The organism is Lysobacter antibioticus (assembly GCF_000731095.1).
In the GTDB taxonomy this organism is placed as follows: Bacteria; Pseudomonadota; Gammaproteobacteria; order Xanthomonadales; family Xanthomonadaceae; genus Lysobacter; species Lysobacter antibioticus_B.
The window spans coordinates 80,346-96,915 of sequence record NZ_JMTZ01000003.1; the positions used below are offsets into that span (position 1 = coordinate 80,346).

Sequence of the window (16,570 nt, forward strand, 5' to 3'; positions counted from 1 at the left end):
ATGAGCAAGGCAAATCCGCGCCCCCTGTCGGCACCGCAGTCGGAAATGTGGTTCGCTCAGGCGTTCGACCCGGACAACGCGTACTACGACACGCGCGGTTACGTCGACATTCGCGGTCCGCTCGACGTCGAGGCCTTGAGCCGCGCGGTAGACGCCTTCGCCGCCGAGGCCGACACCTTGCGCCTGCGTTTCGAGCACGGTGTCGACGGACCGGTGCAATGCCTCGGCGAGAGCCGAGCGTCGATCCTGCAGATCGTCGACCTGTCGATGCACGCCGACCCGATTGCCGAGGCGCATACGCGGATGCTCGCGGACGCCGGCCAGGTCTACGACCTCGCCGCGACACCGTTCAAGCAGATCCTGTTCACCCAAATCCTGTTCAAGCTGGGCCCGGCGCATCACCAGTGGTACCAGCGTTATCACCACATCGTCATGGACGGCTACGGCTATTCGCTGGCGACCGCGCGCATCTGCGAGCGCTACAACGCCCTGCGCCAGGGCCTCGAACCGGCCGGCGAACTCGCCAGCGTCATGGAGCTGGTCGACGACGACCTGCGCTATCGGCAATCCGAACGTCACGCCAAGGACGCACAGCACTGGCAGGACTATCTGCTCGACGCCCCGGAGCGGGTCGGCCTGGACGGCCGCACGCCGCGGCCGTCGGCACGCTTCCATCGCCGCAGCGCGCCGATCCCGCAAGCCTTGGTCGACCGCTTGTTCGAAGCCGAGCAACGCACCGGGGTCAAATGGCCGCAGTTGATGACCGCGGCGGTCGCCGCGTATCTGCAGCGGATCGCCGGCCGCGACGAGATGCTGTTCGATTTCCCGGTGGCGGGACGTTCCAAGGCCGCTCGCGGAATTCCCGGGACCGTCGCCAACGTCCTGCCGCTGCGCCTGTCGTTCGCCAAGACCACCACCTTGCAGGAACTGGCGAGCGCGACCGGCCGCGAAATCGGCAAGAGCCTGCGCCACCAGAACTACCGCGGCAAGGACATCCTGCAGTCGCTCGCCGACGGCGGCCAACAGCGCTGCTTCGGGCCGCGCATCAACATCATCCCCTTCGACTACGCCTTCGATTTCGACGGCCAGACCGGCATCCTGCATTCGCTGGCCAACGGCGTGGTCAACGATGTCGCGGTGAACCTGGAAGGCCAAATCGGCCGCGACGGTTGCCTGCTGCATTTCGACGGCAATGCCGAGAGCTACGACGAGGACGAGATCGCCGCGCATCTGCAGCGCCTGCTGGCCTTCGTCGCCGCCGCCGCGGCCGACCCGCAGCGGCCGCTCGCCGCGATCGAGTTGCTCGATGCGGCCGAGCACCAGCGCCTGCTGCTGGACTGGAACGACACCGCGCATGAGGTCGAGCCCGAATCGGTCGCAGCCGCATTCGAGCGCCAGGCCCTGGCGACGCCGGATGCCATCGCCGTGGTCGGCGAGCACGGCGCGCTCAGCTATGCCGAACTCGACCGCCGCGCCGACGCGCTCGCCCACGAACTGCTGCAACGCGGCGCCGTGGCCGAGCGCGGCATCGGCCTGTTGCTGCGCCGTTCGCCCGACCTGGTCGTCGCGGTGCTCGCCGTGCTCAAGACCGGCGCGTATTACGTGCCGCTGCACGAGCAGCATCCCGATGAGCGCCTGGCCCAGGTGCTGGCCGAGACCGACGCGACGATACTGATCGCCGATGCCAGCCTCGATGCGCGCGCCCTGTCGCATCCGAACCTGCTGCGGCTGGATCTGATGGAGCCGGACCTGATGGGGCCGGACCTAATGGGGCTGGATCGTTTCGATTCCGTCGAACGCGCCGAGCGCATCGATCGCCGCCTGATCAAGACCGAGATCCATCCCGAACAGCTCGCCTACACGATGTTCACCTCGGGCTCGACCGGCGTGCCCAAGGGTGTCGCCGTGCGCCAACGCGACATCGTCGAGTTCGCCCGCGACCGTCGTTTCGGCGACGGCCACGAGGTCGTGTTGCTGCATTCGACCCACGCCTTCGATGCATCGACCTACGAGTTGTGGGTGCCGTTGTTGAACGGCGGGCGCATCGTCGTGGCGCCGACCGAGGCCGCCGACGGCCGCGATTTCCAACGCCTGATCGAGCGCTTCGCGGTGCGCAGCCTGTGGCTGACCGCGGGCCTGTTCCATGAATTCGCCGAGTCGGCGCCGGAACTGTTCGCCTCGCTGCGGCAAGTCTGGGCCGGCGGCGACGTGCTGTCGGCCGATGCGATCCGTCGCTTGCAGGCGCGCCATCCGCGGCTGCGCATCGTCAACGGCTATGGCCCGACCGAAACGACGACCTTTGCCCTGACCTGCGAAGTACCGGCGTTGGCGGCCGACGCCGAACGCGTGCCGATCGGCGTACCGCTCGACAATATGCGCGTGTACGTGCTCGACGCCTCGTTGCGGCCGGTGCCGGTGGGCGTACCGGGCGAGCTGTATATCGCCGGCGCCGGCGTCGCCCGCGGCTATCTCAAGCGACCTGCCCTGAGCGCCGAGCGCTTCGTCGCCAACCCGTTCGAGCACGGCGGCCGCATGTACCGTTCCGGCGACCGGGTGCGTTGGCGCGGCGACGGCCGCATCGATTACCTCGGCCGCGCCGACCAGCAGATCAAACTGCGCGGCTTCCGCATCGAGCTGGGCGAGATCGAAGCCGCCCTGGCCCGCGCCGGCCATGCGCAGAGCGCGGCGATCCTGCGCGAGGACCGGTCCGGCCAACCGCAACTGGTCGCCTACGTGGTCGGCGACGCCGTCGACGGCGTCGCGCTGCGCGGCGCCCTCGCCGCCCGCCTGCCCGAGTACATGCTGCCGAGCGCCTTCGTCGCCGTGCCGGCCTTGCCGCTGACCGGCAACGGCAAGCTCGATCGCAAGGCCTTGCCCGCGCCGGAAATCGAAGGTCGCAGCCATCGCGAACCGCGCGATGAGCGCGAGCGCGTGCTGTGCGAGTTGTTCGCGCAGGTGCTGGGGGTGGAACGCGTCGGTATCGACGATCATTTCTTCGCTCTCGGCGGGCATTCGCTGCTCGCGACCCGGCTGATCGGCCGGGTCCGCGCCGCGCTCGAGGTCGAGCTCAGTCTGCGCATGGTGTTCGAGGCGCCGACGGTCGAAGCCCTGGCCCGTCGCTTGAACGAAAGCGCACCGGCGCGACCGGCACTGACCCGGCGGACGCGTCCGCTGCAGTTGCCGCTGTCGTTCGCCCAACAGCGCCTGTGGTTCCTGCACCAAATCGAGGGGCCGAGCCCAACCTACAACATTCCGCTGGCCCTGCGCCTGGACGGCGAGCTCGACCGCGGAGCCTTGCGCCTGGCGATCGCCGATCTGCTCGAACGCCACGAGAGCCTGCGCACCGTGTTCCCGGACGGCGACACGCCGCAACAGCGCGTGCTCGATGCGGCGGTAGCGCCGTTCGAGGTCGTCGACTGCGACGAGGCCGAGCTCGACGAGGCGCTCGCCCGTGCGGCGAGTCACGGCTTCGACCTGAGCCGCGAAATTCCCTTGCGCGCGAGCCTGTTCCAAATTGGGCCGCAACGTCAGGCCGTGTTGTTGCTGATGCATCACATCGCCGCCGACGGCGCTTCGCTGGCGCCGCTGGCCGACGACCTCGCTCAGGCCTATACCGCCCGTTGCGAGGGCCGCGCGCCGACTTGGTTGCCGCTCCCGGTGCAGTACGCCGATTACAGCTTGTGGCAGCGCCGACTGCTCGGCGACCTGGACGATGCCGCGAGCCTCGCCGCACGCCAACTCGCTCACTGGACCGAGGCCCTGGTCGAGCTGCCCGAACGCATCGAACTGCCGACCGACCGGCAACCGCCGCAGACCCCAAGCCACCACGGCCACAGCCTGCGTTTCGCCATCGATGACGAAACCTGCGCGGCCCTGCAGGCCTTGGCCCGGCGCCACGGCGTCAGCTTGTTCATGCTGTTGCAGAGCGCGCTCGCCGCGACCCTGAGCCGGCTCGGCGCCGGCAGCGACATCGCCATCGGCACCCCGGCGATCGGCCGCGACGATCCGGCGCTGGAGCGCCTGGTCGGCATGTTCGTCAACACCCTAGTGCTGCGCACCGACACCTCCGGCAACCCGAGTTTCGCCGAGTTGATCGAGCGCGTGCGCCGCTTCGACCTGGCCGCCTACGCACAGCAGGACCTGCCGTTCGAGCAATTGGTCGATGCTCTCAACCCGGTCCGCAGCCTCGGCCGTCATCCGCTGTTCCAGGTGATGTTGTCGCTGCAAACGGCCGCACCCGCGTTGCCGGCCCTGCCCGGCCTGCGCAGCGAACTGCTGGCTTTCGACGCGCCGGTCGCCAAGTTCGATCTCAGCTTCGATTTCACCGAGCACCACGCCGACGGCGCCTCGCGCCTGAGCGGCCTGCTGGAATACGCAACCGACCTGTTCGACGAAGCCACGGCGCGATCGATCGGCGACGGCCTGATCCAGGTTCTCGCGGCGATGGCCGCCGATCCGCAACAGCGCATCGGCGACGCGGGCCTGTTCGATGCCGCGCAACGCCAGCGCCTGCTCGAAGCCTCGCGCGGCGACAGCGTCGAAGTGGAAGCGACCGCCTTGCCGCAGTGGTTCGAACGTCAGGCCGCGGCCACGCCGGACGCGATCGCCCTGGTCTGCGGCGACGACGAACTCGACTACGCCACCCTCGAACGGCGCGCGAACCGTCTCGCCCATCTGCTGATCGGCGAAGGCGTCGGCGCCGAAAACATCGTCGCCCTGGCCCTGAACCGTTCCGCCGACAGCGTCGTGGCGATGCTGGCCGTGCTCAAGGCCGGTGCCGCCTATCTGCCGCTCGACCTCGAACATCTCGGCCCGCGCCAGCGCGAGATGCTGCTGGATGCGGCGCCGACGCGGGTGCTCGCCCATGCTGACATCGCCGCCCGCCTCGGCTCCGACCTGCCGCTGCTGGTGCTCGACGAGGCCGCGTTCGAGGCGCGCCTGCAGTCCATGCCCACGCAGGCACCGACCGATCTCGAACGGGTGCGGCCGCTGCATCCGCAACACCCGGCCTATCTGATCTACACCTCGGGCTCGACCGGCAAGCCCAAGGGCGTGCTGGTGGCCCACGCTACGTTGTCGCATCTGTTCCAGCACCAACGCAGCACCCTCTACAGCGCGGTCGCGGGCGACAACGACACCACGCGGGTGCGCTTCGCCCTGACCGCGACCTTCGCCTTCGACACCGCCGTCGAAGGCCTGCTGTGGCTGTGCGCCGGCCATCAGTTGGAACTGATCGACGACGACACCCGCCGCGACGGCGAACTGCTGATCGCGCGCCTGCGCGAGCGCCGCATCCATGCCGTCGACCTGACCCCGTCGCACTTCGAACCGCTGCGCCAGCGCGGCCTGCTCGATGCCGCGCATTGGCACCCGCGCAGCGTGATCCTCGGCGGCGAAGCCATCGCCCCGGCGCAATGGCAGGCCTTTGCCGAACGCGACGACGTGCGCGGCTACAACGCCTACGGCCCCACCGAGTACGGCGTCGATGCCGCATTCACCGCGATCTCGCGCGAGGCCACGGCGCCCTCGGTCGGCCGTGCGATCTGGAACACCCGCGCCTACGTGCTGGATGCCTGGCTGCAGCCGGCGCCCGAGGGCGTGGCCGGCGAGTTGTACCTGGCCGGCCCCGGCCTGGCGCGCGGCTATCGCGAGCGCGCCGCACTCACCGCCGAACGCTTCGTCGCCGACCCCTTCCATGCCGGCGAACGCATGTACCGCAGCGGCGACCGCGCACGGCGCCGTCGCGATGGCCGCCTGGAAGTGCTCGGCCGCGCCGACGATCAAGTCAAGATCCGCGGCTTCCGCATCGAACTCGGCGAAGTGCAGGCCGCGCTCGCCGAACTCGGCTACGCCGGCAACGCGGTGATCGCACGCGAGGACACCCCCGGCCATAAGCGCCTGGTCGCCTATGTGGTCGGCGACGCCATCGATACCCAGGCCGTGCTGCGGCAACTGGGCGAGCGTCTGCCCGACTATCTGCGCCCAGCCGCAGTGGTCGCCCTCGACGCCCTGCCGCTCACCCGCAACGGCAAACTCGATCGCCGCGCCTTGCCGGCGCCGAGCATCGAGACAGTGCGCGGCGCGGCGCCGGAATCGGCGCAGGAGCGTTTGCTCGCTCGCCTGTTCGCGCAGGTGCTCGGTCTGGCCGAGGTCGGTGTCGACGACGGCTTCTTCGCGCTCGGTGGCGACAGCATCAGTTCGATCCAGTTGGTCGGCCGTGCCCGTCAGGCCGGGCTGCGCCTGAGCGCCCGCGACGTGTTCCAGCACCAGAGCGTGCGCTCGCTGGCCGCGGTCGCGACGCCGCTCGACCCGGCGGCGACGCCGGCGCAGCCGACGGTCGACCCGGTCGGCGAGCTGCCGGCCACCCCGATCGTGCGCGACCTGTTCGAGCAGGACGGCCCGTTCGGGCAGTTCCAGCAGTCGATGCTGCTGCGCGTGCCGGCCCTGCGCGAGGCGCCCTTGCTGAGCGCGCTGCAGTGCCTGATCGATCATCACGATGCGCTGCGTCTGCGCCTCGATCCCGGCTTAACCTTGCACGTCGGCGCCGCCGGCAGTGTCCAGGCGCGCGAGTTGCTGCGGCGCATCGACATCGATATCGACGGGTTCGATGCCGCCGCGCGCAAGCGGCTCATCGAAACCGAGGCCCAGGCTGCGCAAGCCCGGCTCGATCCTCGCGACGGCCGCATCCTGCAGGCAGTCTGGTTCGACGGCGGCGACGATTCGCGTCTGCTGTTGACTATCCACCACCTCGCCGTCGACGGCGTGTCCTGGCGCATCCTGGTGCCCGACCTGCGTGCGGCCTGGGAGGCCTGCGCCGGGGACCGTCCCACGTCGCTGGCGCCGGTGCCGACCTCGTTGCGGCAATGGACGCTGGCCTTGCCGGCCGCCGCCGAACGCCGCCGCGCGGAGCTGCCGTTCTGGCGCGCGATGCTCGACGGCGATGCCGGCGCGGTCGCCGCGCGTCCGCTCGACCCGCAACGCGACACCCTCGCCGGCCAGCGCGGCCTGAGCCTGCGCCTGGACAGCGAGAGCACGCGCTTGTTGTTGACCCGCGCGCCCGAGCTGATCCATGGCCGCATCAACGACGTCCTGCTGACCGCGTTCGCGCTGGCCCTGTCGGCTTGGCGCGGTGCGAGCCACGGCAACGGCGGCGAGGCTTCGGTGCTGTTCGACCTCGAAGGCCACGGTCGCGAAGCCGGCCTGCTCGACGGCGCCGATCTGTCGCGCACGGTCGGCTGGTTCACCAGCCTGTTCCCGCTGCGCCTGCACCTGCCCGAAAGCGGTGCGCAGGCCGCGCTGCGCGGCGGCAAGCCGCTGGAACGCGCACTCAAGTCGATCAAGGAGCAACTGCGTGCGCTGCCGGACAACGGCATCGGCTACGGCCTGTTGCGCCATCTGGACGACGAGGGCCGCTACGCACTGGCCGGTTGGCCGTCGCCGCAGGTCGGCTTCAACTATCTGGGCCGCTTCGATCTCGACGCCGGCAGCGACGCTCTGTGGAGCGCCGCCGAGCCGAGCCTCGCGCTCGGCAGCGGCGGCGATGCGGCAATGCCGCTCGCGCATGCGCTCGAACTCAATGCCCTGACCCTGGCCGGCGACCACGGCCCGGAGCTGTGCGCGAACTGGAGCTGGGCCGGCGAACTGCTGCGGCAAGACGAAGTCGAAGCCTTGGCGGAGCATTGGTTCGCGGCGCTGCGCGCGATCGCCGTCCATGCCGCCGCCAGCGACATGCGCCGGCTGACGCCGTCGGACCTGGAGCTGGTCGCGCTCGACCAGGACACGATCGAACGCCTGGAGTCGAGCCAGGCCCTGGCCGAGGTGCTGCCGCTGTCGCCGCTGCAACAGGGCCTGCTGTTCCACACCTTGTACGACCGCTCCGCGCCCGACGCCTATCTGACCCAGATGGTGTTCGAGCTCGACGGCACCCTCGACGGCGATCGCCTGGAACGCGCCGCACGCGACCTGCTCGCCCGCCATCCGCATCTGCGTGCGGCCTTCGTCCACGACGGCCTCGACCAGCCCTTGCAGCTGATCCCATGCGACAGCCTGCTGCCGTGGGAAGTGATCGACCTGACCCCGCTGACCGCGGAACGCCGCGACAGCGAACTCGAACGGCTGCTCGCCGACGACGCCCAGCGCAATTTCGACCCGGCGCAGTCGCCGCTGCTGCGCTTCACCCTGCTGCGCTGCGCCCGCGACCGCCACCTGTTGGCGTTCACCAGCCACCACCTGCTGCTCGACGGCTGGTCCTCGCCGATCCTGATGCGCGAGCTGTTCGCGCTGTATCGCGACGGTGCCGAGGCCGCGCTGCCTCGGGTCACGCCTTATCGCGACTACCTGCGCTGGCTCGCCGGCCGCGATGCCGCCGGCGCCCACGAAGCCTGGCGCACGGCATTCGCCGGCTTCGAGGAACCCACCCGCATCGCCGCGGCCACGACTGCCACAGCGACCGCGCCGGAAGTGCGCCGCTACTTCGCCGATGCCGCGCTCACCGCGCGCCTGGAAACGCAGTCCCGCAAGCTCGGCGTGACCCTGGCCAGCTTCGTCCAGGCCGCCTGGGGCCTGGTGCTGGCGCAGCTCGCCCATCGCGACGACATCGTGTTCGGCGCCACCGTGTCCGGACGCCCGCCCGAGCTGGCCGGCGTCGAGGACATGATCGGTCTGTTCATCAATACCCTGCCGCTGCGCTTGCGACTGCAGCGCGACGAAACCGTCGGCGCCTTGTTGCAGCGCCTGCAGCGGGAACAATCGGCGCTGCTCGACCACCAACACCTCAGCCTGACCGAGATCCAACAGTCGGCCGGTCATGCCGAATTGTTCGACACCCTGGTGGTGTTCGAGAACTTCCCGATCGGCGCCGACGCCACCGGCACGCTCGAAGTCGGCCCGCAATTGAGTGCGCGTTTCCACGGCCACCGGGGCGGCGATGCTTCGCATTACCCGCTCGGCCTGGTCGCCGTGCCCGGGCGCGAACTCGCGCTCAAACTGAGCTATCGCCCGGATCTGTTCGACGCCGCGACCATCGACCGCATCGCTTCGCGTTGCCTGCTCGCGCTCGACGCGCTGGCCGGCGATCCGCAGGCGCGGGTCGGCGCCATCGAGCTGTTGCCGAGCGAGGAACGCCGGCAAGTCCTGCAGCAGTGGAACGACACCGCCCATGCCTTCCCGGCACTGCCGCTGCCGGCCCTATTCGAGCGACAGGTCGCGCGTACGCCCGACGCTGTCGCCGTGGTGTTCGAGGGCGAGCGCCTGAGCTATGCCGAACTCGATGCCCGCGCCAACCGCCTCGCCCACCGCCTGATCGCCGACGGCATCGGCCCGGAGAGCATCGTCGGCGTGGCCCTGCCGCGTTCGGTCGAGCTGATCGTCGCCCTGTACGCGGTCAGCAAGGCCGGCGCGGCCTATCTGCCCCTGGATACCGATTATCCGGCCGAGCGCCTGGCCTACATGATCGGCCACGCCGCACCGGTGCGCGTGCTGACGCGTTCGGACGTCGCCGCGAAACTGCCGGCGCAGGCCGCGCTGTTATCGCTCGACGATGCCGCGCTGCTCGCCGCCCTCGCGCAGACCAGCGACCGCGCGCCGACCGATGCCGAACGGGTCCGCCCGCTCGAACTCGATCACCCGGCCTACGTGATCTACACCTCCGGCTCGACCGGACGCCCCAAGGGCGTGGTCAACTCGCACCGCGGCATCGTCAACCGCCTGGCCTGGATGCAGGCCGAGTACGGCTTGCGCGGCGACGATGCGGTGCTGCAGAAGACCCCGTCGAGCTTCGACGTGTCGGTATGGGAGTTCTTCTGGCCGCTGCTGGAAGGCGCGCGCCTGGTGGTCGCCCGACCCGACGGCCATCGCGACCCGGCCTACCTGGCCGAACTGATCGAGCGCGAAGCCATCACCACCGTGCACTTCGTGCCGTCGATGCTCGACGTGTTCCTGTCGGAACTGGCCATGCGCGGCGCCGATGGTGCGGCCGGCTGCGCCGGCTTGCGCCGCATCCTGTGCAGCGGCGAAGCCTTGTCGGGCGAGCTGCGCAACCGCGTGCGCGAGCAACTGGCGCGGCCGCTGCACAACCTCTACGGCCCGACCGAAGCTGCGGTCGACGTCAGCGCCTGGGCCTGCCGCGACGACGAGACCGGCGCGCAGGTGCCGATCGGCGCGCCGATCTGGAACACCCGGCTGTACGTGCTCGATGCCGCGCTGCGGCCGGTGCCGGTCGGCGTCGCCGGCGAGCTGTACCTGGCCGGCGTCGGCCTCGCCCGCGGTTATCTGGCCAATCCGGCGCTCACCGCCGAACGCTTCGTCGCCGATCCGCATGCGGCCGACGGTTCGCGCCTGTACCGCACCGGCGATCTGGCGCGCTGGCGCGCGGACGGCCAGGTCGAGTACCTCGGCCGCGTCGACCATCAGGTCAAGCTGCGCGGCCTGCGCATCGAACTCGGCGAGATCGAAGCGGCGCTGGCCCAACTCGGCTATGCCCAGCACGCGGTGATCGCGCGCGAGGACCGGCCCGGCGACAGGCAATTGGTCGCCTATGTCGCGGCCGAGTCGATCGACGTCGAAGCGTTGCGCCAAGGCCTGGCTGCGCGCCTACCCGAGTACATGCTGCCGAGCGCCTTCGTGCGCCTGGACACCCTGCCACTGTCGCCGAACGGCAAGCTCGACCGCAAGGCGCTGCCGGCGCCGGACTATGCCCCGCATGCGCATTCTCGCGGGCCGCGCGACGCCACCGAAGCCCTGCTGTGCGCGCTGTTCGCACAAGTGTTGGGACGCGAGCGCGTCGGCATCGACGACAGTTTCTTCGCCCTCGGCGGGCATTCGCTGCTGGCCACGCGCCTGATCGGCCGGGTCCGCGCCACCTTCGACGTCGAACTGCCGATCCGCGCCTTGTTCGAGGCGCCGAGCGTGGAAGCCTTCGCCCGCCGCCTCGGCGAGGGCGGGCGTGCGCGCCTGCCGCTGTCGGTGCAGGAGCGTCCGCAACCGCTGCCGCTGTCGTTCGCCCAGCAGCGCCTCTGGTTCCTGCATCAGTACGAAGGCGCCAGCGCCCTCTACAACCTGCCGCTGGCGTTGCGCCTGCAAGGCGAGTTGGACGCCACTGCGTTGCACACCGCTATCGCCGACTTGGTTGAACGCCACGAAAGCCTGCGCACCGTGTTCCCCGGCGGCGACACGCCGCAGCAACAGGTGTTGACGAAGGTCGCAGTCGAACTGCATGCGTTCGACTGCAGCGAAAGCGACTTGCCCGAACGTCTGAGCGCGGCCGCGGCCCATGCCTTCGATCTCGAACGCGAGATTCCGTTGCGCGCGAGCCTGTTCAAACTGGGCACGCAGGATCACGTGCTGCTGCTGTTGCTGCACCACATCGCCGCCGACGGCGCCTCGCTGGTGCCGCTGAGCGAGGACCTGGCCGAAGCCTACGCTGCACGTCTGCAAGGGCTGACGCCGGCCTGGGCGCCGCTGCCGGTGCAGTACGCCGACTACAGCCTGTGGCAACGGCGCGTGCTCGGCGCCGGCCCGGCCTCGGGCGCCACCGACGACGACAGCGTGTACGCGCGCCAGCTGGCCTGGTGGACCCGTCGTCTCGCCGCCCTGCCCGATCAGCTGAGTCTGCCAAGCGAGCGCCCGCGTCCGCAGGTCGCGAGCTACCGCGGCGCATCGCTGTCCCTCGCGATCCCGGTCGATCTGCATCGCAGCCTGGCCACACTCGCCCAGCGCCGCGGCGCGACCTTGTTCATGGTGCTGCAATCGGCGCTGGCTACGATGTTGACCTGCCTCGGCGCCGGCACCGACATCCCGATCGGCAGCCCGGTCGCGGGCCGTACCGATGCCGCGCTCGACGACCTGGTCGGGCTGTTCCTCAACACCCTGGTGCTGCGCACCGACACCTCCGGCAACCCGGCCTTCGAGCAGTTGCTCGAACGCGTGCGCGACGCCGACCTGGCCGCCTACGAACACCAGGACCTGCCGTTCGAGCAACTGGTCGAAGCGCTGAACCCGGTGCGCTCGCTGGCCCATCACCCGCTGTTCCAGGTGATGCTGGTGCTGCAGAACAACCCGCCGCCGCAAGCGGCGCTGGCCGGCCTGCGTTGCACGCCGCAGCCGATGGCGCTGGCCTCGTCGAAGTTCGACCTGAGCTTCGATTTCAACGAATGCTTCGATGGCGACGGCGCCCCCGCCGGCATCGACGGCACCCTCGAATACGCCCTCGATCTGTTCGACGAGGACGGCGCGCAAGCGCTGGCGCAGCGCCTGCTGCGCGTGTTGGCCGCGGTCGCGGCCGATCCGTCGCTGCCCTTGGACCGCATCGAGCTGCTCGATACCGCCGAGCATCGGCGCTTGCTGGTCGAGGCCAACGCCACCGCACGCGCGCAGCCGGGTCTGACCCTGCCGGCGCTGTTCGAGGCCCAGGTCGAACGCACCCCGGATGCGACCGCCGCGGTTTGCGCCGAGGCCCGCCTGAGTTACGCCGAACTCGACGCGCGCGCCAATCGCCTCGCCCACCTGTTGATCGCGCAAGGCATCGGCCCGGAGGACATCGTGGCGATCGCCCTGCCGCGTTCGCTCGACATGCTGGTGGCCTTGCTGGCCACACTGAAGGCCGGCGCCGCTTATTTGCCGCTGGACCCGGACTATCCGGCCGAACGCCTGGCCTATATGGTCGAAGACGCCGGCCCGGCCTGTCTGATCGGCGACGACGACACGCTCTCGTTGCTCGCCGAGGCCGAGGTCGCCTTACGCTGGTCGCTCGACGCGGCCGACCTGCGCGAGCGTCTCGCCGGCGCCCCGGCGCACGGCCCGCGCCAGCACGAACGTGTACGCGCCCTGCATCCGCGCCACCCGGCCTACGTGATCTACACCTCCGGCTCGACCGGCCGTCCCAAGGGCGTGGCGATCGAACACCGCGCGCTCGAGAACTTCCTATGCGCAATGCAGCGCGAGCCCGGCCTCGACGCCGGCGACCGCCTGCTGGCGCTGACCCCGATCTCGTTCGACATCGCCGGGCTCGAGTTGTACCTGCCCTTGCTGTGCGGCGCCGAACTGCACATCGCGCCGCGCGAGGTCGCGACCGACGGCGAGCGCCTGCGCGAGCACATCGCCGCGATCGCGCCGAGCACGATCCAGGCCACCCCGGCCACCTGGCAGATGCTGCGCGCCGCCGGCTGGGCGCCGCCCGCCAACCTGCGCGTGCTGTGCGGCGGCGAAGCGCTGCCGGCGGAACTCGCCGACTTCCTCGCCGCCGATGCCGCGGCGCTGTGGAATCTGTACGGCCCCACCGAAACCACGGTCTGGTCGCTCGCCAGCCGCGTCGCCGCCGGCGAGGCGGTGCGCATCGGCGCGCCGATCGACAACACCCGCGTCTATGTCCTCGATGCCGCGCTGCGGCCGGTACCGAGCGGCGTCGCCGGCGAGTTGTACCTGGCCGGAGACGGTCTGGCGCGCGGCTACTTCCGCCGGCCCTCGCTGAGCGCCGAACGTTTCGTCGCCGACCCGTTCCAGAACGGACGGCGCATGTACCGCACCGGCGACCTGGCACGCTGGGGCTTCGATGGCCGTCTGGACTTCCTCGGCCGCCTCGACCATCAGGTCAAGATCCGCGGCTTCCGCATCGAACTCGGCGAAATCGAAGCGGCCCTGGCCCAGCTCGGTCACGCCCGTAACGTCGTGGTCGCGCGCGAGGACCGCGAAGGCCTCAAGCGCTTGGTCGCCTATGTCGTCGCCGATGGCCTCGACGGCGGCGCCCTGCGTCAGGCGTTGGGCGAGCGCCTGCCCGAGTACATGCTGCCCTCGGCCTTCGTTGCCCTGGACGCGCTGCCGCTGACGCCGAACGGCAAGATCGACCGCAAGGCCCTGCCGGAACCCGGCGAGGGCGATCGCGCCGCGGAAACCTATCGCGCTCCGCAGACGCCGCAGCAAAGCCTGCTGTGCGAGCTGTTCGGCGAGGTGCTCGGGGTCGAACGGGTCGGCCTCGACGATCACTTCTTCACCCTCGGCGGCCACTCGCTGCTGGCCACCCGTCTGGTCAGCCGGATCCGCGCCGCACTCGGCATCGAACTGCCCTTGCGCGCCCTGTTCGAGGCGCCGACCGTGGCGAGCCTCGCCGCGCGTTTGCCGCAGGCCGAGTTGGCCCGCCCGGCGCTGCGTCCGCAAGCGCGTCCGGCGCTGCTGCCGCTGTCGTACGCGCAGCGTCGTCTGTGGTTCATCCAGAAGTTCGAACAACACGCGGGCACGGGCGACAGTGGCGCCGCCTACAACATCCCGATGCCGCTGCGCCTGTCGGGGCGGCTGGATCTGGACGCCTTGCGCGCCGCGCTGAGCGATGTGGTCGCGCGTCACGAAAGCCTGCGCACGATCTTCCCCGAAGCCGATGGCACGCCTTACCAGCAGGTGCTGTCGATCGCCGAGAGCGCTCCGCAGTGGTCGCTGGTCGAAGCCGACGCCGACACCCTGGCCGAGCTGCTGCATGCCGACGCCATGCACGTGTTCGATCTCGCCCACGAGACGCCGCTGCGCAGCAGCCTGTTCCGTCTTCGCGAGCAGGAGCACGTGCTGCTGGTGGTGCTGCATCACATCGCCGGCGACGGTTCCTCGCTGGCGCCGCTGGCGCGCGACCTCGGCCAGGCCTATGCCGCGCGTCTGCAGGGACATTCGCCGACCTGGGCGCCGCTGCCGGTGCAGTACGCCGATTACACCCTGTGGCAGCAACGCCTGCTCGGCAGCGAGCAGGACCCGGACAGCCTGATCTCGCAGCAGTTCGGTTACTGGAAGGCGCAACTGGCCGACCTGCCCGAACGCATCGAGTTGCCGACCGACCGGCCGCGTCCGCTGGTCGCGAGCTATCGCGGCCGGCAATGGGCGCTGAGCATAGATCCCGAACTGCACGCGCGCCTGCTCGACCTCGCTCATCGCCACGAAGCCAGCTTGTTCATGGTGTTGCAAGCCGGCCTCGCCGCGCTGCTGCACCGCCTCGGCGCCGGCGACGACATCGCTATCGGCAGCGCCATCGCCGGGCGCAACGATCAGGCCCTCGACGATCTGGTCGGCTTCTTCGTCAACACCCTGGTGCTGCGCGCCGATCTGTCCGGGCAGCCGAGCTTCGAGACCTTGCTCGGCCGGGTCCGCGCCACTGCGCTCGCGGCCTACACCCACCAGGACGCGCCGTTCGAGCGCCTGGTGGAACTGCTCAACCCGACCCGCTCGACTTCGCACCATGCGCTGTTCCAGGTCGGCATGGTCCTGCAGAACGTCAGCGAAGCCGAGCTGCGCCTGCCCGGCCTGACCGTGTCGATGCATAGCGCCGACTTCCGCAGCGCCAAGTTCGATCTGTTCTTCAACCTCGGCGAACGCCTCGCCGCCGACGGCGTGCCGGCCGGCCTCGACGGCGTCATCGAGTACGCCACCGATCTGTTCGACGAAGCCTCGATCGAACGCCTGTGGCAGCGTTTGCTGCGCCTGCTCGATGCCGCCGCCCGCGACCCGCGGCGCAGCATCGCCGCCATCGACCTGCTCGATAGCGACGAACGCCAGCGCTTGCTCGGCGACGCGAACCGCACTGTGCTCGGCGACGCGCACGGCGCCATCGCCGACGCCACCATTCCGGCCCTGTTCGAGCGCCAGGTCGCGCGCGATCCGGAAGCGCCGGCCTTGCTGTTCGGCGACGCCTGTATCAGCTACGGCGAACTCGACCGCCGCGCCAACCGTTATGCGCACGCGCTGATCGCCCTGGGCATCGGCCGCGAAGACCGCGTCGCCATCGCCTTGCCGCGTTCGCCCGAGATGGTCGTCGCCGTGCTCGGCATCCTCAAAGCCGGCGCGGCCTATCTGCCGCTGGACCCGGACTACCCGCCGGAACGCCTGGCCTACATGCTCGCCGACGCGAAACCGGCGCGATTGATCAGCCGGCGCGAGATCGAAGCGCGCCTGCCCGAACACGGCGTGCCGACCTGGCTGCTGGATCTGCCGGAAACCTTGCAGACCCTCGCCGCGCAAGCGACCGACGCGCCGCAGCTCGCCGCCGCGTCGCCGGCCGATGCCGCCTACGTCATCTACACCTCCGGTTCGACCGGGCGCCCCAAGGGCGTGGTCGTCACCCATGCCGGCGTACCGAGCCTGCTCGCCAGCCAGATCGCCGCCTTCGAGGTCGGCCCGGGTTCGCGCGTGCTGCAGTTCGCCTCGTTGAGCTTCGACGCGGCGTTCTGGGAACTGTGCATGGCGCTGCTGTCGGGCGCGGCCCTGGTCGTCGCCGAGGCCGACCGGCTGTTGCCGGGCGAGGCCCTGGTCGAGACCATGCAACGCCACCGCATCACCCATGCGACCTTGCCGCCGGCCGCGTTGTCGGTGCTTGGCGCCGATGCGCTCGCGACCTGCAGCGACCTGATCGTCGCCGGCGAGGCCACCGCGCCGCAGTTGGTCAAGACCTGGTCGCAGGGCCGGCGCATGACCAATGCCTACGGTCCCACCGAAACTACGGTGTGCGCGACCATGAGCGCGCCGCTGGCGGGCGCCTCGGTGCCGCCGATCGGCACGCCGATCCTCGGCAGCCGCGTCTACCTGCTCGACGCCGGCCTGCAGC

At 70.3% G+C, this 16,570-nt stretch carries 1 protein-coding gene (running past one end of the window); it reads left to right on the forward strand.

Annotated elements, in window-relative coordinates:
* Positions 1-16,570: the 5' portion of a non-ribosomal peptide synthase/polyketide synthase gene (locus EX88_RS24190; RefSeq protein WP_051884288.1), read on the forward strand. It continues 11,315 nt past the right edge of the window; 16,570 of the gene's 27,885 nt are visible here — the first part of the coding sequence; its start codon is at positions 1-3; its stop codon lies beyond the right edge, outside the window.